The organism is Streptomyces sp. NPDC091371, from assembly GCF_040684275.1.
GTDB lineage: Bacteria > Actinomycetota > Actinomycetes > Streptomycetales > Streptomycetaceae > Streptomyces.
Map to the genome: position 1 here is coordinate 1 of NZ_JBFBFP010000027.1, position 20,983 is coordinate 20,983.

The 20,983-nt window shown below is 72.2% G+C and carries 17 protein-coding genes; 5 read left to right on the forward strand and 12 right to left on the reverse strand.

Going from position 1 to position 20,983, the window contains the following annotated elements; genetic code table 11:
- Positions 1-371: 371 nt before the first annotated feature.
- The gene (locus AB0O21_RS25635; protein ID WP_365174396.1) at positions 372-1,379 is read right to left on the reverse strand and encodes a stage II sporulation protein M; all 1,008 of its coding nucleotides are present in this window, start codon (positions 1,377-1,379) and stop codon (positions 372-374) included.
- A gap of 117 nt (positions 1,380-1,496) precedes the next feature.
- Between AB0O21_RS25635 and AB0O21_RS25640 the strand changes: the two genes are divergently transcribed.
- A complete protein-coding gene (locus AB0O21_RS25640; RefSeq protein WP_365174398.1) occupies positions 1,497-2,399 on the forward strand; it encodes an RDD family protein in 903 nt (300 codons plus the stop codon).
- A 4-nt stretch (positions 2,400-2,403) separates the two neighbouring features.
- Here the strand turns inward: AB0O21_RS25640 and AB0O21_RS25645 are convergent, their stop codons facing one another.
- Together AB0O21_RS25645 and ahcY are read right to left on the reverse strand one after the other, a co-directional pair.
- Positions 2,404-3,024 (reverse strand): hypothetical protein, encoded by a 621-nt coding sequence (locus AB0O21_RS25645; RefSeq protein ID WP_365174400.1) that lies wholly within the window; start codon positions 3,022-3,024, stop codon positions 2,404-2,406.
- A 91-nt stretch (positions 3,025-3,115) separates the two neighbouring features.
- Positions 3,116-4,552: an adenosylhomocysteinase gene (ahcY, locus tag AB0O21_RS25650; RefSeq protein WP_365174403.1), complete on the reverse strand. Its 1,437-nt coding sequence runs from the start codon at positions 4,550-4,552 to the stop codon at positions 3,116-3,118.
- A gap of 356 nt (positions 4,553-4,908) precedes the next feature.
- Here ahcY and AB0O21_RS25655 point away from each other — a divergent pair, with 356 nt between their 5' ends.
- Positions 4,909-6,978: a fructose-specific PTS transporter subunit EIIC gene (locus AB0O21_RS25655; protein WP_365174405.1), complete on the forward strand. Its 2,070-nt coding sequence runs from the start codon at positions 4,909-4,911 to the stop codon at positions 6,976-6,978.
- Positions 6,979-7,051: 73 nt separating this feature from the next.
- Positions 7,052-7,750: a signal peptidase I gene (lepB, locus tag AB0O21_RS25660; RefSeq protein WP_365174408.1), complete on the forward strand. Its 699-nt coding sequence runs from the start codon at positions 7,052-7,054 to the stop codon at positions 7,748-7,750.
- Positions 7,751-7,807: 57 nt separating this feature from the next.
- On the opposite strand, the gene AB0O21_RS25665 is transcribed toward lepB, so the two are convergent.
- From AB0O21_RS25665 to AB0O21_RS25690, 6 genes are all read right to left on the reverse strand, one after another.
- Positions 7,808-8,731: a cation diffusion facilitator family transporter gene (locus AB0O21_RS25665; protein ID WP_365174411.1), complete on the reverse strand. Its 924-nt coding sequence runs from the start codon at positions 8,729-8,731 to the stop codon at positions 7,808-7,810.
- Positions 8,732-8,801: 70 nt separating this feature from the next.
- The gene (manA, locus tag AB0O21_RS25670; protein WP_365174413.1) at positions 8,802-9,959 is read right to left on the reverse strand and encodes a mannose-6-phosphate isomerase, class I; all 1,158 of its coding nucleotides are present in this window, start codon (positions 9,957-9,959) and stop codon (positions 8,802-8,804) included.
- A 40-nt stretch (positions 9,960-9,999) separates the two neighbouring features.
- Complete coding sequence (locus AB0O21_RS25675; protein WP_365174416.1) at positions 10,000-11,133, reverse strand: SIS domain-containing protein; 1,134 nt, start codon at positions 11,131-11,133, stop codon at positions 10,000-10,002.
- Between the two features lie 47 nt (positions 11,134-11,180).
- Complete coding sequence (locus tag AB0O21_RS25680; RefSeq protein ID WP_215149771.1) at positions 11,181-11,366, reverse strand: Trm112 family protein; 186 nt, start codon at positions 11,364-11,366, stop codon at positions 11,181-11,183.
- A 194-nt stretch (positions 11,367-11,560) separates the two neighbouring features.
- A complete protein-coding gene (locus AB0O21_RS25685; protein WP_365174418.1) occupies positions 11,561-12,931 on the reverse strand; it encodes a phosphomannomutase/phosphoglucomutase in 1,371 nt (456 codons plus the stop codon).
- A gap of 78 nt (positions 12,932-13,009) precedes the next feature.
- Positions 13,010-13,393, reverse strand: coding sequence for a DUF3499 domain-containing protein (locus AB0O21_RS25690; RefSeq protein ID WP_365174420.1), 384 nt, complete (start codon positions 13,391-13,393; stop codon positions 13,010-13,012).
- 105 nt (positions 13,394-13,498) lie between these two features.
- Between AB0O21_RS25690 and AB0O21_RS25695 the strand changes: the two genes are divergently transcribed.
- Positions 13,499-13,963 (forward strand): metallopeptidase family protein, encoded by a 465-nt coding sequence (locus AB0O21_RS25695; RefSeq protein ID WP_365174616.1) that lies wholly within the window; start codon positions 13,499-13,501, stop codon positions 13,961-13,963.
- A 112-nt stretch (positions 13,964-14,075) separates the two neighbouring features.
- Here the strand turns inward: AB0O21_RS25695 and AB0O21_RS25700 are convergent, their stop codons facing one another.
- The 3 genes from AB0O21_RS25700 to AB0O21_RS25710 form a co-directional block, all read right to left on the reverse strand.
- The gene (locus tag AB0O21_RS25700) at positions 14,076-15,566 is read right to left on the reverse strand and encodes a DUF5719 family protein (protein ID WP_365174423.1); all 1,491 of its coding nucleotides are present in this window, start codon (positions 15,564-15,566) and stop codon (positions 14,076-14,078) included.
- The gene (locus tag AB0O21_RS25705; protein WP_365174425.1) at positions 15,563-19,213 is read right to left on the reverse strand and encodes a glycosyltransferase; all 3,651 of its coding nucleotides are present in this window, start codon (positions 19,211-19,213) and stop codon (positions 15,563-15,565) included. Before AB0O21_RS25705 ends, AB0O21_RS25700 begins: the two co-directional genes overlap by 4 nt.
- 336 nt (positions 19,214-19,549) lie before the next feature.
- Complete coding sequence (locus AB0O21_RS25710; RefSeq protein ID WP_003983763.1) at positions 19,550-19,813, reverse strand: WhiB family transcriptional regulator; 264 nt, start codon at positions 19,811-19,813, stop codon at positions 19,550-19,552.
- Between the two features lie 627 nt (positions 19,814-20,440).
- On the opposite strand from AB0O21_RS25710, the gene AB0O21_RS25715 reads away from it, so the two are divergent.
- Positions 20,441-20,959 (forward strand): cysteine dioxygenase family protein, encoded by a 519-nt coding sequence (locus tag AB0O21_RS25715; RefSeq protein ID WP_365174427.1) that lies wholly within the window; start codon positions 20,441-20,443, stop codon positions 20,957-20,959.
- The last annotated feature ends 24 nt before the right edge of the window (positions 20,960-20,983 follow it).

The window sequence follows — 20,983 nt, forward strand, 5'->3', positions numbered from 1 at the left end:
CTTTGTACTCACCCTCGCGGGCTTTCCTCCGGGCTTTCGTTCTGCTGTCTTGCGTTTCCGACTCTATCAGACTCTTTCGTGTCCGACTTCCTCGGTGCTTTCCAGGTTTTCGCTTTTCGCGTTTCCCTTTCCGGCGATGCCGACTCTATCAGAAGTTTTCCACCGGATTAACCGGCTTCGGATTCCTGAAAAAGGAGTCGACCGTGCCCCGCTGGAATTCAATTCCACATGGGGCGAGAGAGATTGTGAACCATCGCTGCCGAACTTGTCCAGTTCGAGGCAACCGTTAAAATCTACCTCCCCATCACGGATGTGTCAACACCCGTTCCGGGACCTGAGGAGACTAGCAGCTCAGAGGGGTCCGACGCACATCAGGCCGCGGTCGGGAGCGTCGCGGTCTGGTCGGCGGCCTCCACGTCGCCGACTTCGCCGGCGCGGGCAGCCCGGCCGCCCAGGATGAAGACGTACAGGAGGAAGGCCGCCTCGGCCGCTACGCCGATCGTGATGCGGGCCCAGGTGGGGAGGCCCGACGGGGTGACGAAGCCTTCGATCAGGCCCGAGACGAACAGGACCGCGGCGAGGCCGATGGCCATGCCCAGGGCGGCGCGGCCCTGTTCGGCGAGGGCCGTGCGGCGGGTGCGGGGGCCCGGGTCGATGACCGTCCAGCCCAGGCGCAGGCCCATGCCCGCGGCGACGAAGACCGCCGTCAGTTCGAGGAGGCCGTGCGGGAGGATCAGGCCGAGGAAGACGTCGAGGCGGCCGGCGGAGGCCATCAGGCCGAGGCCGACCCCGAGGTTGGCCATGTTGAGGAAGAGGATCCAGAGCACGGGGATGCCCAGGAAGGCGCCCAGGACCAGGCAGATCGCGGCCGCCTGGGCGTTGTTCGTCCAGACCTGGGCCGCGAAGGAGGCCGCGGGGTGGCTGGAGTAGTACGTCTCGTACTCGCCGCCCGGCTGCGTCATCTCCTTCAGGTACTCCGGGGTGCCGATGGCTCCCTGGACCTCGGGGTGGGTGGCTATCCACCAGCCGATGAGCACGCCCACGGCGGTGGAGATCAGTGCGGTCGGTATCCACCAGCGCCGGCTCCGGTAGACCGCGGCCGGGAAGGCCGCCGTGAAGAAGAGGGCCGCGTCGCGCCACCCGCCGCGGCGGGTGCCCGTCACCGTGGCGCGGGCGCGGGCGACCAGCTGGGTCAGGCGGCCCGTGAGCATGGGGTCCGGGGCGCTGGACTGGATGAGGGAGAGGTGGGTGGCCGTGCGCTGGTAGAGCGCGACCAGTTCGTCGGCCTCGGTGCCGGTCAGCTTGCGGCCCCGGCCGAGGAGCTGCTCCAGTCGGTTCCATTCCGCCCGGTGTGCCGTCACGAAGACGTCGAGATCCATACGGTTGCCGCTCCCCTGCCCCTGGTCCCCTGCCACTGCCTGTTCCTCGTGTGGTCAGCTTGGCAGACTGGACGCCCGAGGGGTTGGGTTGGGGCAGGTCATGCGGAAGGTGCTGTGGTGAGCGATCTGGTGACGGGGGACGCGGTCGTCCTGGGACTGCGGCCGGCGCGCGTGGCGAGCCGGGGGCTGGCATTCGCCCTCGATCTCCTCGTGTACTTCACGGGGTACACGCTGGTCATGATCGCTCTGACCTTCGCGACCGCCTCGCTCGACGCGGCGGCCCAGGCCGCTGTGATGGTGGCCAGTTTCGTGCTGGTGCTGGTGGGCGTGCCGATCGCGGTGGAGACGCTGAGCCACGGGCGGTCGCTGGGCAAGCTGGCCTGCGGGCTGCGAGTGGTGCGGGACGACGGCGGGCCGATCCGCTTCCGGCACGCGCTGGTCCGCGGGGCCATGGGCGTGGTGGAGCTGCTGATGACCGTCGGGTCCGTGGCGTGCATCGCCTCGCTGGTGTCGGCTCGGGGCCGGCGGCTCGGGGACGTCTTCGCAGGGACGCTGGTGATCCGTGAGCGGGTGCCGGGGGCGCAGGTGTTGCCGGTGCCTCCGCCGCCGCCGTGGCTGGCGGGGCGGTTCGCGGGGCTGGATCTTTCGGCGGTGCCGGAAGGCCTGTGGCTGGCGATCCGGCAGTACCTGACGCGGATGAACCAGCTGGACCCGCAGGTGGGGGCCGCGATGGCGGCTCGGCTCGCGGACGATCTGGTCGCGCGGACCGGGGCGCCAGCGCCGGCCGGGGTGCCGGCCGCCGCGTTCCTCATGGCCGTGGTGCACGAGCGGCAGTCGCGGGATGCCGCGAAGGCCTTCCGGCCCGCTGCGCAGGCCCAGGCCCCGGCCCAGGCCCCGGTCCCGGTCCCGGTCCCCGTGCCCGTACACGTGCCCGTTGCCGCTCCCGCGCCCGTGCCGCCCGTGGCGACTCCCGTGGAAGCGCCGGCTCCGCGGGCCGGGGGGTTCGCGCCGCCCGCCTGAGGGGTTACTCCGCGTCGAACGTCGAGGGCGGGGTTTCCAGGTGTTCGAGTTCGATGCCGGGGGCCGAGAGGACGACGTCGCCGGCGATGTGGATCGTGCGGACCTCACCGGTGTCCAGGGCGCTGACCTGGTACTCGTCCACCATCAGCGGGCCGCTGTCCGTCGGGTGCTCCTCGCGCCGCAGCAGGGCCCAGGCCTGGTCGACCGTACGGGGTGCCAGCACCGGGTCGGTGAGGGCGACGAGGCGGACTCGGGTGGCGGGGGCGCCCGGGCTCAGCCGCAGCAGGCGGGCCGTGGCGACGAGGAAGGCCGGGGAGGTTCCGGTGAAGCCGGGGGCGCGGACGTTGCCCTCGGTGGCCTCGGTTCCGGTGGGGTCGGTACGGACCCAGGTGACGCCGTCGATGGCGGCGCCGCGGACCTGCCAGCTCGACGCGTTCAGTTCGAGGCGGATGGGGCGGCCGAGTTCGTCGATGGCCAGGTCCACGGAGCCGCGGTGGTCACCGTTCGGGGCGGTGAGCTGGGAGACGTAGCGCCAGCCGGAGGGTCCCGGGGCGCAGTGGAAGTGCTCCTCGCCCAGGGGGGCGTGGTCGTGGGGGTCGTGGAGCGAGTAGCGGCCGCGGGGCATGTGCGCACACTTCTGTCGGGACGTATGGGGCAGGCCCCCGGCACACGTGCCGGGGGCCTGCTTCACATTCTGCTTGCTGCCGCTGGTCGGATCAGTAGCGGTAGTGGTCCGGCTTGTAAGGGCCCTCGACCTGCACGCCGATGTAGGCGGCCTGCTCCGGGCGCAGGGTGGTGAGCTTGACGCCCAGCGCGTCGAGGTGGAGGCGGGCGACCTTCTCGTCCAGGTGCTTCGGGAGCACGTAGACGTCGGTCGGGTACTCCTCCGGCTTCGTGAACAGCTCGATCTGCGCGAGGGTCTGGTCCGCGAACGAGTTCGACATCACGAAGGACGGGTGGCCCGTCGCGTTGCCCAGGTTGAGGAGACGGCCCTCGGACAGCACGATCAGGACCTTGCCGTCGGGGAACGTCCAGGTGTGGACCTGCGGCTTGACCTCGTCCTTCACGATGCCCTCGACCTTGGCCAGACCCGCCATGTCGATCTCGTTGTCGAAGTGGCCGATGTTGCCCACGATCGCCTGGTGCTTCATCTTGGCCATGTCCGCGGCCATAATGATGTCCTTGTTGCCCGTGGTGGTGATGAAGATGTCGGCCGTCTCCACCACGTCGTCGAGGGTGGCGACCTGGTAGCCGTCCATCGCCGCCTGCAGGGCGCAGATCGGGTCGATCTCCGTGACGATCACGCGGGCGCCCTGGCCGCGCAGCGACTCGGCGCAGCCCTTGCCGACGTCGCCGTAACCGAAGACGACCGCGACCTTGCCGCCGATGAGGACGTCGGTGGCGCGGTTGATGCCGTCGATCAGGGAGTGGCGGCAGCCGTACTTGTTGTCGAACTTCGACTTCGTCACGGCGTCGTTCACGTTGATCGCCGGGAAGAGCAGGTCGCCGGACTGCATCATCTCGTAGAGACGGTGGACACCGGTGGTGGTCTCCTCGGTGACGCCGCGGATCTCGGACGCGAGCTGCGTCCACTTCTGCGGGGTCTCACCCAGGGTGCGGCCCAGCAGGGTGAGGATGTGGCCGTACTCCTCGGAGTCCGCCGTGGACGGGTCCGGGGCGGAGCCGGCCTTCTCGAACTCGACGCCCTTGTGGACGAGGAGGGTGGCGTCGCCACCGTCGTCGAGGATCATGTTCGGGCCGCCGGTGGGGGTGTTCGGCCAGGTCAGCGCCTGCTCCGTGCACCACCAGTACTCCTCCAGCGTCTCGCCCTTCCAGGCGAAGACGGGGATGCCCTGCGGGTTCTCCGGGGTGCCGTTCGGGCCCACCGCGATGGCGGCGGCGGCGTGGTCCTGGGTGGAGAAGATGTTGCAGGAGGCCCAGCGGACGTCGGCGCCGAGGGCGACGAGGGTCTCGATGAGCACGGCGGTCTGCACGGTCATGTGCAGGGAGCCGGTGATGCGGGCGCCGGCCAGCGGCTGGGTGGCGGCGTACTCACGGCGGATCGACATCAGACCCGGCATCTCGTGCTCGGCCAGGGTGATCTCCTTGCGGCCGAAGGCGGCAAGGGAAAGGTCGGCGACCTTGAAGTCCATGGGTGCTGCTCCTCATGGTTCGAGAGGGTGGGTACGGCTGAGCCGTGCACGGCGGGCCGCGCACTGAGCACAATCCGTCGGGGGCCCTCTCTCCCCTCGGCCGGTCCTTCCGGACCGCCCGACCGCCATCAGCAGCGACGCCTTGACACTGATGACGAATCTACACCGATCGGCGGAGCGGGCCCCAGTTGGCGGGGAAGCAAGTCGGCGCCGGATCTCGGGCCCTCCGGTGGGTGTTTTCAGGGCCTTTCGGACTTTTGATCCACCCCTTACGTGGGGCAGGATGCCGATGGATCGGATACGTACACGGCAGGTGCGCGCGATCTCGTAGGACCTCTGGCATGAAGGAGATTCCAGTGACCAGTCCGGCAGGCCCTCCCCAGGGCGGGAGCACGAGCGGCAAGAAGCGTTTGAAGCTGCTCGCGGTGACCGCGTGCCCCACGGGGATCGCACACACGTACATGGCCGCGGAAAAGCTCCAGCAGGCGGCCGACCGCCTCGGCATCGAGATGAAAGTGGAGACCCAGGGCTCCATCGGCGCCGAGAACGTGCTCTCTGACAACGATGTCAGAGAGGCGGACGGGATCATCATCGCCGCGGACAAGGAGGTCGACCGCGAGCGCTTCGCCGGCAAGCGGGTGCTCTCCACCGGTGTCGCGGACGGCATCCACCGTCCGGAGGAGTTGATCGAGCGCGTGCAGAGCGCGCCCGTGCAGAGCGGGGCCGCCGCCGGCGGTGGCGGGGGTGGAGCAGCAGGCGGCAGGGAGCGCAGTGCCGCCTACAAGGCGCTGATGAACGGCGTCTCGCACATGATCCCCTTCGTGGTGGTGGGCGGTCTGCTGCTCGCCGTCTCGCTGTCCCTCGGCGGGCACGCGGACTCCAAGGGCGGACTGGTCATCCCCGAGGGGACCTTCTGGTTCTACGTGAACGCGCTCGGCGTGCTCGGCTTCAAGCTGATGCTGCCGATCTTCTCCGGCTACATCGCCTACGCCCTCGGTGACCGGCCGGCCCTCGTGCCCGGCATGATCGGCGGCTTCCTGGCCGCCGACGCCGTGAACATCTACGGGGCCGAGGCGAACGCCGGCTTCCTGGGCGCCATCGCGACGGGCTTCCTCGCGGGCTACCTGGTCGTGTGGATCAAGAAGGTCAAGGTCCCCAAGGTCATCCAGCCGATCATGCCGATCATCGTGATCCCGATCGTCTCGACCGTGGCCCTGGGCCTGTTCTACATCTACGTGATCGGGCAGCCGATCTCCTGGCTCTTCACCCACCTGACCAACTGGCTCAACGGGATGACCGGCTCCAGCGCGATCGTGCTGGGCACCATCATCGGCCTGATGATCGCCTTCGACATGGGCGGTCCGGTCAACAAGACCGCGTTCCTCGTCGCCGTCGGCCTCATCGGCACCAACAACCACGTCATGGGCATGGCCGCGGCGGCCATCCCGGTCATGCCGCTCGGCCAGGGCCTGGCCACGCTGCTGCGCCGCAAGCTGTACAACGACGAGGAGCGGGAGACCGGTCTCGCCGCCCTGTTCATGGGCTTCTTCGGCATCTCCGAAGGCGCGATCCCGTTCGCCGCCGCCAGGCCCGCGCAGGTCATCCCCGCGAACATGCTCGGTGGCGCGGTGGCCGGCGCGATCGCCGGTGTGGCCGGGGTCCAGGACTCGGTGCCGCACGGCGGTCCGATCGTCTCGCTGTTCGGTGCGATCAGCGGGGTCGCGATGTTCTTCGTGGCCATCGCGGCGGGCACGGTCGTGACGGCGCTGACGACGAACGCGCTGATCGAGTACAAGCTGCGCAAGGACGCCCGCCGCGCCCCGGAGGGTCCCACGGTGCTCGCGCCCGAGCCGGTGCTGGCCGGTGTCGGTGTCGGCGCCGGTGCGGGTGCGGGTGCGGGTGCCGCCGCGACGGCCGTACGGACCCAGGCCGCGCCCGCGCCGGCTCCCGCCGAGCCGGCCGGGAAGCCCGAGGTGCTCTCGGGGTACCTGACCGAGCAGACCGTGAAGACCGAGCTGGCCTCCGGCTCCAAGGAGGCGGCGATCCGCGAGATGGCGGAGATGCTGGCCACCACGGGCAACGTCCGGGACGTGGACGAGCTCGTACGGGTCGCCCTCGCGCGGGAGGCGCAGGGCACGACCGGCCTCGGCGAGTCCATCGCGATCCCGCACGCCAAGACGGACGCGGTGAGCCGGCCCACGGTGGGCTTCGCCCGCTCCGACGAGGGCATCGAGTGGGGTGCGCTGGACGGGACGAAGGCCCGGCTGGTGTTCATGATCTCGGTGCCGGAGGCCGCGGCCGGTGACGAGCACCTGCGGATCCTGGCGCTGCTGTCGCGCAAGCTGATGGACACCGGCTTCCGCGAGCGGCTCCAGTCGGCTCCGGACGAGCCCGCGATCCTGGACGTGCTGCGCGAGATCCGGTAGTCCGGAGGGAGTTGTCGGGCCCGTCGCCGCCCTGGGGGGCAACGGGCCCGACGGCGTTTCGTACGCTGCGCGGATGATGGAACGCAGGCGGGGACGAAGACGCGGTATCTGGGCGATCGTGCTGTTGGTGGCGGGTTCGCTGCTGGTGCTCGGCACGCTGCTCTACGAGGCGATGACGGCCCAGCACATTCCGGTCGCCTACGACAAGATGGCCATCCCGAGCGACAGCATGCGGCCGACGTACAAGCCCGGGGACACCGCGTGGTTCTCCATGGGCGCCGACGGCGAGAACTTCGAGGTCTCGCGCGGAGACGTGGTGCTCGTGTCGGTTCCGGAGTGGGTGCCGGACCAGCTCATCCTGAAGCGGGTGGTGGCGGTCGGCGGGGACCGGATCGAGTACCGGCGGGGCGAGAGCACGCTCCGCCTCAACGGTCAGCCGCTGGACGAGCCGTACATCCTGGACCGGTCGCGGCCGTCGAGCGTGCCCTTCGACGTGAAGGTTCCCGAGGGACGCCTGTTCCTCATGGGCGACAACCGGATGAACTCCATGGACTCCTCGCTGCACCCCGACATCGACCAGGGCACGGTCCACATATCGGCGGTGCGCGGCGAGGACGTGGCGCGGCCGACGGGCGTGATCGTCGCGGGTGGCCTCCAGGTGCTGGGGGCCGTCCTCTTCCTGGCTGGCGGCGTGCTGGGGATCGTGGCGCTGGTGGTGCGCCGGCGGCGTCGGCCGGAGCCGGTCGTACCGGCGGCCTGGCCCGCGCCCTGAACACGGGGAAGGCCCCCGCGGGCTGCTGCTCGCGGGGGCCTTCTCCGTGTGGGCGGGTTACTTGGCGTCCGCCGGGCGGTAGATGTCCGGTTCCAGGTAGATGACCCGGGCGATCGGGACGGCCTCGCGGATGCGGGCCTCGGCGGCGTTGATCGCGTTGGCCACCTCGGTCGCGGTGTCGTCGTGCTGGACCGCGACCTTGGCGGCGACCAGCAGCTCCTCGGGGCCGAGGTGCAGCGTGCGCATGTGGATCAGGGCGGTGACGGTCTCGCCGTCGACGACCGCGGCCTTGATCTTCTCGACGTCCTCCGTCCCGGCGGACTCGCCGAGCAGCAGGGACTTGGTCTCCGCGGCCAGGACGAGGGCGATGACGAGGAGCAGGATGCCGATGCACAGGGTGCCGATGCCGTCCCAGACGCCGTTGCCGGTCGCGAGGGCGATGCCGACGCCCGCCAGGGCCAGGACCAGGCCGACGAGCGCGCCGAGGTCCTCCAGCAGGACGACGGGCAGCTCGGGGGCCTTGGCGCGCCTGATGAACTCGGTCCACGACAGCTTGCCGCGGATCTCGTTCGACTCCTTGATGGCGGTCCGGAAGGAGAAGGACTCGGCGATGATCGCGAAGACGAGCACGCCGATGGGCCAGTACCAGGCCTCGATCGGGTGCGGGTGCTTGATCTTCTCGTAGCCCTCGTAGATGGCGAACATGCCACCGACGGAGAACAGCACGATCGAGACGAGGAAGGCGTAGATGTAGCGCTCCCGCCCGTACCCGAAGGGGTGTTGCGGGGTCGCCTCGCGCTGGGCCTTCTTCCCGCCGACGAGCAGCAGGCCCTGGTTCCCGGAGTCGGCCAGCGAGTGGACGCTTTCCGCGAGCATCGACGAGGAGCCGCTGAAGAGGAATGCCACGAATTTGGCCACAGCGATGGCGAGGTTGGCGGCGAGTGCCGCCACGATCGCCTTGGTTCCGCCCGACGCGCTCATGGGTGCAGGGTGTCCTTCCTAGCCACTGATACCGGCGCACATTGTTGCAGCCGCCGGTACGGACGCTACGTCAGACCACCACGGTGGCACGGAAGACGGTGCCGGTTCCGGACAGTTCGACCTTTTCCCCCGCCGGCACGAAGACCGACTCCCCCGGGGCGAGGGTCAGTTCGCCGACCCGCGGGGAGCCCGCCGTGCAGAGCAGGATCTGCGGGGTGCCCTCCGGGAGCACGCGGGCGACGCCGCCGGGGGCGAGGAGGAAGCGGGAGAGCCGGAACTCGTCGATGGGGCTCGCGTAGACCTCCTCGCCGTTGCCTTCGGGGCGCAGCACGTTCGGGTCGCCCGACTCGAACCTCGTGACCTTCAGCAGTTCGGGTACGTCCACGTGTTTGGGGGTGAGTCCGGCGCGCAGCACGTTGTCGGAGTTGGCGAGCAGCTCGACGCCGAGGCCCTCGATGTAGGCGTGCGGGACGCCCGCGCCGAGGAACACGGCCTCGCCGGGCTGGAGTCGGAAGTGGTTGAGGAGCATGGCCGCGATGAAGCCCGGGTCGCCCGGGTAGTGGTGCACGAGGGAGGCGTACGCGGCGTACGGGCCGCCGAGGCGGTCGGCGGCGGCCGCGGCTTCGGCGACGGTGTGGGCCATCTCGGCGCGGTCCGCGGTCAGTACGGCGGTGAGCACCTCGCGCAGCGCCGCTTCCTCGGGGTGGGCGTGCAGCATGTCGACGTACGGCTTGAGGCTGTCCACGCCCAGGCCGTCGAGGAGCTCGGCGGCCTCCAGCGGCGGGCGGAAGCCGCACAGCCCGTCGAACGGGGTGAGCGCGCAGAGCATTTCGGGCTTGTGGTTGGGGTCCTTGTAGTTGCGGTGGCCCGCCTCGAAGGGGACCCCGCGGCGCTCCTCGTCCTCGAACCCGGCCTTGGCCTGGGCGAGGTCGGGGTGGACCTGGAGGGAGAGGGGGGCGCCGGCGGCGAGGATCTTGAGGAGGAAGGGCAGCGTCGGGCCGAACTTGGCGACGCTGGCGGCGCCCAGTTCGCCCTCCGGGTCCGCGGCGATGACGTCCGACAGGGCCCGCTGTCCGTCGCCTCGGTCGAGCCGGGAGGGCGCGCCCGGGTGGGCTCCCATCCACATCTCGGCCTGTGGCTCACCGGTGGGCTCGACTCCGAGGAGCCGGGGGATGGCGGTGGTCGATCCCCAGGCGTAGGGGCGGATCGTGTTGGTCAGGCGGTCCATCGTCGTCTTCCTGAAATAGAGCCGGGCACCGGTGTGGGCCTCAGCTGTGACCCTCGGAAGCCAGCGCCAGGTAGGCGGTGGCGAAATCCGTGACGGCGAGGAGTTCGGCGAGCTGTTCCAGCTCGACGCCCTCCTCCGGTTCGAGCTCGCTGATGGCCGTGTCGTGGCTGAGGGCGAGCTCGCGTGCGGCGGGGGCGGCGCTGAGTGCGCCGGCCGGCCGGTCACGCAGCAGGACGATGCGGGCGCGGAGGGCCTGCGGCTCCTCGACCCGGTCACGGAAGAAGTCGTCGGGGTCGGCGCCGGCGGCGAACGCGCCGGCGAGCAGGACACCGTGGGCGGGCAGGGCTTCGGGGAGCGCGGCGGCCAGTGCGGGGCGGCCGGCGAGCTCGGCGAGGGTGGCGGCGAAGCGGCGGGCCGCGGGGCCCGCTCCGATGCCCTCGCTCCAGATGAGCGGGAGGGAGTCGGCCAGCTCGGCGGCGAGGGTCTTGGCCGGGTTGGAGTACGTGGCGATGGCGGGCCCGCAGCGCTCGGCGGTGCGGTCGAGCCGGTCCGCGACGAGCTGGAGGGTGTCGGGGGCGGCGCTGATCAGGCCGACCTTGTCGAGGAGCACCAGCAGGGGGGTGAGCAGGGCCCACAGGGCGCCGGGTCCGGCCGCGGCCGATTCGTCGTACTCCTGGTACGGGGCCTTGGCCATCGGTACGAGGAGCCCGTGCGCGCCGTCCACCGCCTCGCTCAGCGGTGAGCGTTCGGGGGCGACTGCGACGACGCTGCAGCCGCGCCGGTAGGCCTGCTCGATGAGGACGCCCAGGCCGGGCTCAGTGCCGTCGGTGGTGGCGATGAGCAGCAGGTCGACGGAGCCGGCCCAGCCGGGCAGGGCCCAGCGCAGGGCGCCGGCGGCGTGCGCGACGCCGGTGGGGTCCAGTCGGATGACGGGCGCGGAGGCTCCGGCGAGGGCGCCCAGCAGGTCGGCGACGCCGGTGGCGGCGGTGCCGGAGCCGGCGATCAGGACCGAGCGGGGGCGCCCGTCGGGGCGTAGCTCGCCCAGGCCTGCATCGGTCGCGTGCCGGGCCGCGGTGCGGACCCGGGCGCCGGCCTCGGCCGCGCCGCGGAGCAGGCCCCGTCGGTCTACGCGGGCGAGATCGTCCGGTGCGTCGAGGAGCGACTCGTCGAGCATGGCGGCCTCCTGCGGTGTTGACGCGGGTGCGGTGGGGCGGTGACCGGTCAGGCCGGGCGGCGGGCCTCGTCCACGAGGAGGACCGGGATGCCGTCACGGACGGGGTACGCGAGGCCGCAGTCCTGGCCGGTGCAGATCAGCTCGGGGGCCGTTTCGTCCGCCGACTTGTCCTGGAGGGGGGAGTGGCAGGCGGGGCAGGCGAGGATCTCGAGCAGGCCGGCTTCGAGCGGCATGGTGCTTCCCTTCGGGCATGCGGATGGTTGTGCGGTCGGGCGAGGTCAGCGTACCGCCGTGGCACCTCCGGTGCGGCCTGAGCGTGCCGGTGCGTGCCGTTGCCGGTTCGGTGCGGATCCGTTGCACGGGGCTCCGCCCCGGACCCCGCGCCTCAAACGCCGGCGGGGCTGGTTTTCCCCGCCGGCGGCGCGCGTCAGGCGCGGATGAGGGCCAGGACCTCGTCGCGGAGCTTGGCGAGGGTCGCCGCGTCGCGGGCCTCGACGTTCAGGCGGAGCAGGGGCTCCGTGTTGGAGGCGCGGACGTTGAACCACCAGTCCGTGTTGGTCACGGTGAGGCCGTCCAGCTCGTCGAAGCCGACGCCCTCGACGGACGCGTAGGCCTCCTTGACGGCGGCCAGGCGGTCGGCCTGGTCGGCGACGGTGGAGTTGATCTCGCCGGAGCCCTCGTAGCGCTCGTAGGAGGCCACCAGGGCGGACAGCGGGCCGTCCTGGCCGCCGAGGGCCGCGAGGACGTGGAGCGCGGCGAGCATGCCGGTGTCCGCGTTCCAGAAGTCCTTGAAGTAGTAGTGCGCGGAGTGCTCGCCGCCGAAGATGGCGCCGGTCTTGGCCATCTCCTCCTTGATGAAGGAGTGGCCGACGCGGGTGCGGACGGGGGTGCCGCCGTTCTCGCGGACGACCTCGGGGACGGACCAGGAGGTGATCAGGTTGTGGATCACGGTGCCGGTGCCGCCGTTGCGCGCCAGCTCGCGGGCCGCGACCAGGGCGGTGATCGCGGACGGGGAGACGCCCTCGCCGCGCTCGTCGACGATGAAGCAGCGGTCGGCGTCGCCGTCGAAGGCGATGCCGAGGTCGGCGCCCTCGGCGGTGACGCGGGCCTGGAGGTCGACGATGTTCTTCGGGTCGAGGGGGTTGGCCTCGTGGTTCGGGAAGGTCCCGTCCAGCTCGAAGTACATCGGGACGAGGTCCAGCGGGAGGCCCTCGAAGACGGTCGGGACGGTGTGGCCGCCCATGCCGTTGCCCGCGTCGACGACGACCTTCAGCGGGCGGATCGCGGTCAGGTCGACCAGTCCGCGCAGGTGGTCGGCGTAGCCGGTGAGGGTGTCCTGCTCGGTGACCGTGCCCGGGACGGTGCCGTCCGCGATCGCGGGGGCGCCCTCGTCGGTCCACTTCTCGACCAGCTCGCGGATCTGCGAGAGGCCGGTGTCCTGGCCGACCGGGGCGGCGCCCGCGCGGCACAGCTTGATGCCGTTGTACTGGGCCGGGTTGTGCGAGGCCGTGAACATGGCGCCGGGCAGGCTCAGCGAACCGGAGGCGTAGTACAGCTGGTCGGTGGAGCACAGCCCGATCAGGGTGACGTCCACGCCGCGGGCGGCCGCGCCGCGGGCGAAGGCGGCGGACAGGCCCGGGGAGGACGGGCGCATGTCATGGCCGACCACGATGGCAGTGGCGCCCGTGACCTCCACGAACGCGGCACCGAACAGTTCCGCCAGGGGCTCGTCCCACTCGTCCGGTACGACGCCGCGCACGTCGTACGCCTTGACGATGTTCGAAAAATCTGCGGCCACTGCCTGCCCTCCTGAAGCTCCTGTGCGGTCCAGCCAACCTACCTTGAACCAGGAGATGCTTTTCAGATGACCAGAGCGTCAGGAATCGGGCGATCTCAGGACGCGAAGGTGTCCGCGACGTGTCTCGCCGGTGGCCGGGCCGCCGTTCTGGCCGTGTCCGGAGCCCCCCGCTTCGGCGGCGCGCTCGGGCGGCCGGGCGGCTTCGCGGACGGCGTTCGCGAGGGCTTCGAGGTCGTCGCCGCTGGGGCGCGACGGGGCCGAGCCGTCGGACAGACGGACGACTTCCCAGCCGCGCGGCGCGGTCAGGCGCTCCGAGTGCTCGGCACACAGGTCGTAGCAGTGGGGTTCGGCGTAGGTGGCGAGCGGGCCGAGAACTGCGGTCGAATCGGCGTAGACGTACGTCAGTGTCGCGACGGCAGGGCGGCCGCACGCGGTGCGCGAACAGCGACGTACAAGGCTCACGACGTTGGACGGTACCGCACTCTTGACCGGGCCGCGACGACTCTGCCGCCGCTCACTCCCCCGTGTCGTGCCGCGGGCTACCCTGCGGGAGTGACGGACAGCCCCCTGACACCCCTCCCCGCCGAGCCTCCCGCCGGGGTCCCGGCCGAACCGCGCGTGCGCCGGAGGGACCGGCACGGGCGCGGGATGCGCGGGCCGGTGGCGCCCCCGCAGGTGCCGCTGTCCGCGAGCCGGGCGGAGCTTTTCGGGGACCTCGTACGGGATTCCGTGGAGCGGCTGGAGCGGCGCTGGCCGCAGCTGGCCGAGGTGGAGTTCCTGGTCGGCGACGTGCCGGGGCCGCCGGGCGGTCCGGACGGCGGCTGGAACGACGAGGCGGTGCCGCTGGGCGCGCTGTCGGAGCCGGCGAACGGGAGGCCGGCCCGGATCGTGGTGTTCCGGCGGCCGGTGGAGATCCGTACGAAGACGCGCGACGAGAAGGCGCTGCTGGTCCACGAGATCGTGGTGGAGCAGGTGGCGGAGCTGCTGGGGCTGTCTCCGGAGACCGTTGATCCGCGTTACGGGCAGGACTGACCGCCCGCCCGGCCGTGGCCGTGATCAGGTGCGGCGCCGTTGCGGGGGCTCCGCCCCCCAGCCCCCGCGCCTCAACGCCGGCGAGGCTGAATGTGCTGCTGCGCGGCGCCCTTCATCTCGTGAGGACCGAGAGGTCCTGGGCGGCCTTGGGGACCGAGACCGTGGAGTGGTCGTCCGAGAAGGTCTGGACGGTGAACATCGAGATGCCCTCGTGGGGCAGTGACAGGGTGCGGGCCGCGTGGACCGGGCCGCCCGAGAGGGTTTCCACGGTCAGGGCGTAGGCGCCCTTGCCGCCGGCCGGGGCCAGGGTGAGCGTCTGCGTGGTGCCGGCCTTGACGGTGACCTCCTGCGAGGCGGGCTCGCCGCCGCCGGTGCCCGGCGAGGCCGTGACCTTGACCTTGGCGTCGGCGCCCGGGGCCGTCAGCGACAGCAGGGTCGTGTTCTGCTCGGGCCTGTTGTCGGCGACCGTGGCCCGCGTCCCGACCGGGCCTGCGGCCGGTACGAAGCCCAGTTCCTGCTTGGCTCCGCTGCCGCGGAGCACCCGTACCGCGGCGACCACCGGGGCGGCCTTCTTCGCGTCCGCCGGGGTCAGCAGGAGGGAGCCGGGCTCGCCGCGGGTCAGGTCCGCGAGGTCGGCGCTCGCGGTCATGCCCGCCTTGACGTGCAGCTGCTCGTTCCCGGCCGGGCTGATGGCCCCGCCCGGGGCGGCGAGGCGCAGCTTGAGGTCCGCGTCCCGCTCGCCGGGTACGAAGACGACCAGCCGTACGGAGGCGGCGTCCGCGGGGATGCCCGGCAGCACGAGGGAGCCCGACGGGTCGGTGGAGGCGGGCAGCCAGTCGGATCCGACGCCCTCCTCGGCGACCTGCACGGTGGCGCCGACGCGGCCGGCGCGGGTGGTGACGTGGGCGGTGGCGTCCGCGAGCTGGGCACCGGGGACGAGGCTGGCGAGGGAGACGGTCCTGCTGGACTTGGCCTCGACCCGGATGTACTCGCTCTTGCCCGTGTCGGACTTGGCGAGGCCGTCGGGGCCGAAGAGCCTGATGTCGACGAGGGCGGCGGCGTCGTCCGGGTTGGTGAGGTGGACGAAGTCCTCGCGGCCCTTGGCCGTGCTGACGGCCGGGAACCAGAAGTCGGTGCCGGGGGCGGTGCAGGCGGCGCCCAGGACGCCGCGGGCCCGGCCGACCGAGACCTTGGTGGTCAGCTGCGCCGTCCAGCCGGGGGCGAGGACACCCTCGGCGCTGCCCGTCAGCGCGGGCGCCTCCGCCCCGGTGGCGGTGGCCCCGACGGGCTTGCCGGGCTCCTTGGGCTCCAGTACGGGCTTGGCGTCCTGCGTGGCGCTGAGCAGCCGGGCCGCGCCCTTGCCGTCCCCGGAGGCCTTGGCGGCGGCCGGGGTGAAGGCGGTGTAGGCGGTGTCGGCGATGTCGGAGGAGCTGGGCGCCGGGCACACCAGCAGGGACCGCTCGACGGGCATCCGGGAGCCCGCGGCCGCCTTGGCGTCGGCGGGCTTCCCGGCGGGGTCGGGGGCGGTGAGGGAGGCGATGCCGGTGAGGGCGGCGAGCGCCGCGGCCACGGCGGCGAGCGTCAGGGGTGCGCGCTGCTTCACTGCTGGGGGCTCCCGTCGGGACGCGGGTCGTGCTGTGCGTGGGGGTCGTGCGCCCGGAAGGCGTCGAAGGGCTCGTACGGCTGCTCGTACGGCTGCTCGTGCTGCTTGTCGTACGACGGGTCGTACTGCTGCTGCTCGTACTGGTGGGCGTACGGCTGCTGCTGGTACGGGTCCTCGTAGGCCTGCTGGGGCTGCTGCTCGTAGGCCGGGTACTGCGCGGGCTGCTGCTGGGGCTGCTGGTGCTCGTACGCGTAGCCGCCCTGGTCGCCGTAGGCCTGGTACGCGTACGAGTCCTCGCCGTACACCGGCTGCGCGGGGATCTCCGCGTACGGGTCGGCCACGGCCGCGGCCTCCGCCGGCGCCTGGGCGGGCTCGGCCTCGGCGCGCAGGCGGCGGGCGCGGCGGCCCTCGCCGGCGGGCTCGGAGGCGGGGGCCTCCTCCTCCGGGAGGTCGTCGTCGAGCCGGGCCCGGCGGCCCGGGAGGGCCATCACCAGCAGCACCAGCGCGAGCAGGCCCTGCGTCCAGTGCCAGCCGGTCCGCAGGAGCGTGCTCTCGTGGACGAGGTCGAGGCGGCCGCCTTCGGCGGGGAGTTCGAAGCCCTGGGCCCAGCCGTCGAGGGTCTTGGGCTTGAGGGGCTTGCCGTCGAGGGTGGCCTGCCAGCCGGCGTCGGCGCGGTCGGCGATGCGCAGCACGCGGCCCGCCTCCCCGGCGGGGATCTTGTCGTTGTGGATCTCCACGGGGCCGCCGGGGACCGAGATCGGGGCCCCGCCCTGCTTGCCGGGGACGATGACGGCGCGCGGCAGCCAGCGTTCGACGCCCCACAGGGCGGTGCCGTCCTCCTGGTGGCGCCGGCTCAGGCCGGGGGTGGCGTCGAGGACGCGGCGGATCTCTTCGGGGCCGCCGGGGCGGAACATGACGAAGCGGATCGCGTAGGCGCTGAGCTGGCTGGACTGGTCGGCGCCGGAGCCGGCGACGAGGTTGGAGACGACCTTGTCGAGGCGGGGGTCGCCACCGCTCGCGCGGGTGATCTCGGCGTCTCCGAGGCGGCCGCCGGCCCCGCGCACGAGGCTGTAGGAGACGACGCCGGGGGCGTCGAGGTCGAGGATCAGGGTGCGGGTCTGGTTGTCGTCCCCGGCCTCGGCGACGAAGGCCGGGACCTGCACGGGGTCGCGGCGCTGCAGCGGGCCGTCGGCGCCGGCGACCATCCAGGTGGCCGCGGCGAAGATCGGGCCCGCGGCGGCGGCGAGCGCGATGAGCGCGGCCAGCGGCTGGCGCCAGCCGAAGCTGCGGGCGGCGACGCGTTCCCTGGCCCCGTCCGCCCCGACCGCGGCGGCGGCGAGGAGGGCGAGTCCGTAGACGAGGGTGGCGGGTCCCGCCCAGGAGCCGCGGTTGAGGAGGACGGCGAGGGCCAGGGCGGCCAGGGCGGTGGCCCAGGCGGTGCGGACGGCGAACTGCCGGTCGGTGCGCAGCAGGGCGGCGAGCGCGGCAAGGACGATGCCGATGAGGAGCAGGCCGGCTCCGGTGCCGGGTCCGCCGGGGCTGAGGCCGAGGAGGTCGAGGCCGCCCGCGGAGCCGGCTCCGTACGGCAGGCCGGCCTCGTCGAGGAGGCGGCCGGGGTGCGTGAGCAGGCCCACCGACCAGGGGGCGAGGACGAGGACGGGGACGGCGAGGGTGGCGAGCAGGCGCGGTCCGTACGTCTTCCACCGCTCCCGGCGCCAGACCAGCGCGGCGGCCCCGAGGAGGGCGGCGAGCGGCCAGACGACGGGGGTGAAGGCGGTGGCCAGCGTCAGCAGGAGGGTGTACGTCCACACCGCGCGCCAGGAGCCGCGCTGCTCGGGGTCGTCCTCGCTCGTACCGAGTCCGAAGGCGGAGACGGCGGAGCGGGCGATGAGCGGCAGCAGGACGGCGAGGAGGGCGGTGCCGAGGCGGCCGCCGGCGAGGGCTCCGGTGACGGCGGGCAGGAAGGCGTAGGCGACGGCGGCCCAGGCGCGCAGCAGCCGGGATTCGACGAGCGGCCGGGAGGCGAAGTAGGCGGTGAGGCCGGCGAGCGGGACGGATCCGACGAGCAGCAGCGTCAGGGCGGCCTGGGTGGACCCGAACATCAGGGTGGAGAGGGCGCCGAGGACGGCGAGGTAGGGGGGTGCCGATTCGGTGGTGCCGGTCCCGACGGGCTGCCAGCCTGCGGTGTAGGCCCCCCAGAGGTCGGGGCCGCTGTCGGGGGCGGGCAGCAGGGCGCCGCCCATGAGGGAGCCGCCGCCGATCAGGGCCCGGCAGGCGGCGAGGGAGACGAGCAGGAGGACGGCGAAGAGCGCGGGGGCGGGGTTGCGGGCGATCCGCTTGAGGCGCGCGAACCGCTCCTCGGCCACCGGGTAGTCGCCGTCCTCGCCGGGTGCGGTGAGGATGCTGCCGCCGCCGTGCCGGCCGGCGGGGGCGGAGTCGCTGTCGCGGGCGTCGCCGAAGTAGCCGGCGAGCTGTTCGGCGTTGGCGCGCAGGGAGGCGCCGGGCGGCGGGAAGAGCGGGCGCAGTTCGGCGGCGGGGACCGCGGGCCGGCTGCGGCGCTTGCGGGCGGCGAGGATCTTGCCGGGGCGCAGCAGGGTGGCGAGGAGGCCGGTGATCTCGTCGACGGCCTGTCCGGGGGCCTTGCCGACGAGGTAGGCGAGGGTGCGCAGGACGGTGCCGAGCAGCACGCGGAGCAGGACGTAGGGCAGGGCGCGGCCGGAGCTGTTGGCCAGCATGGTGTAGACGGCGCCGGCCTTGTCGACGCGGTGCGGGCTGGTGGCGCTGCGGCCGGCGCAGTCGACGGTGCGGCGCTCGCGGGCGGCGGCCTCGGCGTGGCGCATGACGGCGTCGGGGGCGACGAGGACGGTGTGGCCGGCGCTCTGGGCGCGCCAGCACAGGTCGACGTCGTCGCGCATGAGGGGCAGGCGGCGGTCGAAGCCGCCGAGGGTGTCGTAGACGTCGCGGCGCACGAGCATGCCGGCGGTGGAGACGGAGAGGACGGGGCGGACCTGGTCGTGCTGGCCCTGGTCCTGTTCGCGGCGGTCGAGGCCGGTCCAGCGGCGGCCGCTGCGGGCGATGGTGACGCCGGCTTCGAGGAGCTGCTTCTTGTCGTACCAGCCGCGCAGCTTGGGGCCGATGACGGCGGCGTCGGGGTTCTCGTCGGCGACGCGCAGGAGTTCGGTGAGGGCGTCCGGTTCGGGGGCGCTGTCGTCGTGGAGGAGCCAGAGCCACTGGACGGGTTCGCCGTGCGGGAGCTCGGGGAGGTCGTAGTTGTCGTCGCGCCAGGTGCGGCTGACGGGGTCCCAGCCGCTGGGGCGCTTGAGGTACGGGAGGTCCTCGGGGGTCAGCGTGCCGGCGGTGCGGGCGGCCTCGTCGACGGCGGCGCCGAATCCGGTGCGGCGGGCGAGGTGCAGGACGCGGTCGTCGCCGAAGGCCTGGTCGAGGAGGCGCGCGGATTCGTCGGCGCTGCCGGTGTCGGCGGCGACGTGGTTCTGCGCGGGGCGTTCCTGGCCGAGCAGGCCGGCGAGGGTCCGGGGCAGCCAGCGGGCGCCGTCGTGGGCGACGAGGACCGCGGTGACGACGTGCCGGGGGAACTCGGGGGTGGCGGGGGCCTGGTGGGAGGCCGCCGAGTGGCTGTGCAGGGACATCGCGGTACGGGCCCTCCGGCCGGGGGTCCGGGGGTGGTGTGCCCTCGGAGGCTGCTGGACAGCGCCCCACCCTAACGGCTGGCAAAGCGACGGTCCGCCTCCTGCGGGGAAGGTGCGGGAGGCGGACCGTGTGCGGTGCTGTTCGCCGTGCTGGGTGCCTTGTCGGCCGTGCGGTCGATATGCCGTGCGATATGTCAGGTGATGCGTGGAAGGTGCCGGTCGGGCGGCGCCTTCGGGCCCGGGGGCCGGTGGTCGGACCGGTGCTCGGGCGGACGGTTGGCGGGGTGGCCGGTCGGGTGGCCGGTCGGGTGGCCGGTCGGACCGTCGGGCCGCGGCTCAGACTGCGGCCTTTTTCAGCCGGCGGCGCTCGCGCTCGGACAGACCGCCCCAGATGCCGAATCGCTCGTCGTTGGCGAGGGCGTACTCAAGGCATTCGGAGCGGACCTCACAGGCCAGGCAGACCTTCTTGGCCTCGCGGGTGGAGCCGCCCTTCTCGGGAAAGAAGGATTCGGGGTCGGTCTGGGCGCACAACGCGCGCTCCTGCCATCCGAGCTCCTCGTCCGCCTCCTCGACCAGCAGTTCCTGAAACAGCTCGGTCATGTGCGCCCCTCGCTCTGTCTGTGCGTCCCCGTGGTGATGCCGTTACTGATCGCTACGTAACGACACGAGTGAAATTACAAGTGTGTGCTGCAGGGCCGTCAAGCCGAGATCTGCTATTGGGCGCCTTATTCACTCTGCGGAACCAAGCCTATGCAGAAAGTGTTCATATCGCCAAAAATCGTGACACATGCCACACGCATCACGTGATGCCCGTCTTCACCCGTAATCGACGTGTCACTCTGCGGTGCGGTTGCGATCCGGCCAAAGAAGCGGCGTAGATCACAGTCCGGTCACGAGATGACGGGTGAGGTTTGAGCCCGGCACAGCGCCACATCCCCTGCCGGCGACTGCACAAACCTTTCTCCGCACACGGTAACCGGATGAGGTGAAACTTTTCCCCCAAACCGGACATTGGGTTGACAGTCCGACCCTCGACCCGTTCTTCTTGTTCGCATGTCAGCGCCCGCAGCCACCACCCGGACCCCCATTCGTGGGTTCCTGTGCGCTGCCCAGGTTCGCTGTTGCTGTTGCAGCTGTTGATGCCCCAGGAGCGTCCGCTCCTCCGAGCTCCGGCCACCCCCACAGCGACCGCCAGCACCACTGACATCCGTTGAGGACTCCCCCACGATGAACAGCACCCCCAACGCCACGGCCACTGTCGAGAGCGACCTCCAGATCGCCGGCGACATCCTCGCCGTCCAGCACCTCCTGCAGCCCGCCCGCGAACACCCGGCCACCGTCGCCGAGTTCGTCGGCCTCGCCCGCTCCATCGCCGAGGACCGATCCTCCTGGGAGCACCTCGTCCAGTACGACGCCACCACCCGCTGGTACCACCGGCTGCGCACCGGCCCCGGCTACGAGGTCTGGCTGCTCAGCTGGGTCCCCGGCCAGGGCAGCGGCCTGCACGACCACGGCGCCTCCTCCGGCGTGCTGACCGTCCTGGAGGGTGAGCTCACCGAGCACACCGTCCGCGGGCCGCTCACCCACCGCCCCGGCGGGCAGCGCGTCCTCGCCCCCGGCTACGCCCACGAGGTCGTCAACGACACCCTCGACGGCGCCGTCAGCCTGCACGTCTACTTCCCCGGCCTCACCGAGATGCCGATGCACCACTGCTCCCCGGCCGAATCGGCGTCCGTATCCGCCTGACCTCGATCTGCCTGACACACTGCG

Coding starts and splice junctions, on each gene's coding strand:
- AB0O21_RS25635 (WP_365174396.1), bottom strand. CDS start 1,379: ATGGATCTCGACGTCTTCGTGACGGCACACCGGGCGGAATGGAACCGA.
- AB0O21_RS25645 (WP_365174400.1), bottom strand. CDS start 3,024: ATGCCCCGCGGCCGCTACTCGCTCCACGACCCCCACGACCACGCCCCC.
- ahcY (WP_365174403.1), bottom strand. CDS start 4,552: ATGGACTTCAAGGTCGCCGACCTTTCCCTTGCCGCCTTCGGCCGCAAG.
- lepB (WP_365174408.1), top strand. CDS start 7,052: ATGATGGAACGCAGGCGGGGACGAAGACGCGGTATCTGGGCGATCGTG.
- AB0O21_RS25665 (WP_365174411.1), bottom strand. CDS start 8,731: ATGAGCGCGTCGGGCGGAACCAAGGCGATCGTGGCGGCACTCGCCGCC.
- manA (WP_365174413.1), bottom strand. CDS start 9,959: ATGGACCGCCTGACCAACACGATCCGCCCCTACGCCTGGGGATCGACC.
- AB0O21_RS25675 (WP_365174416.1), bottom strand. CDS start 11,133: ATGCTCGACGAGTCGCTCCTCGACGCACCGGACGATCTCGCCCGCGTA.
- AB0O21_RS25680 (WP_215149771.1), bottom strand. CDS start 11,366: ATGCCGCTCGAAGCCGGCCTGCTCGAGATCCTCGCCTGCCCCGCCTGC.
- AB0O21_RS25705 (WP_365174425.1), bottom strand. CDS start 19,213: ATGTCCCTGCACAGCCACTCGGCGGCCTCCCACCAGGCCCCCGCCACC.
- AB0O21_RS25710 (WP_003983763.1), bottom strand. CDS start 19,813: ATGACCGAGCTGTTTCAGGAACTGCTGGTCGAGGAGGCGGACGAGGAG.
- AB0O21_RS25715 (WP_365174427.1), top strand. CDS start 20,441: ATGAACAGCACCCCCAACGCCACGGCCACTGTCGAGAGCGACCTCCAG.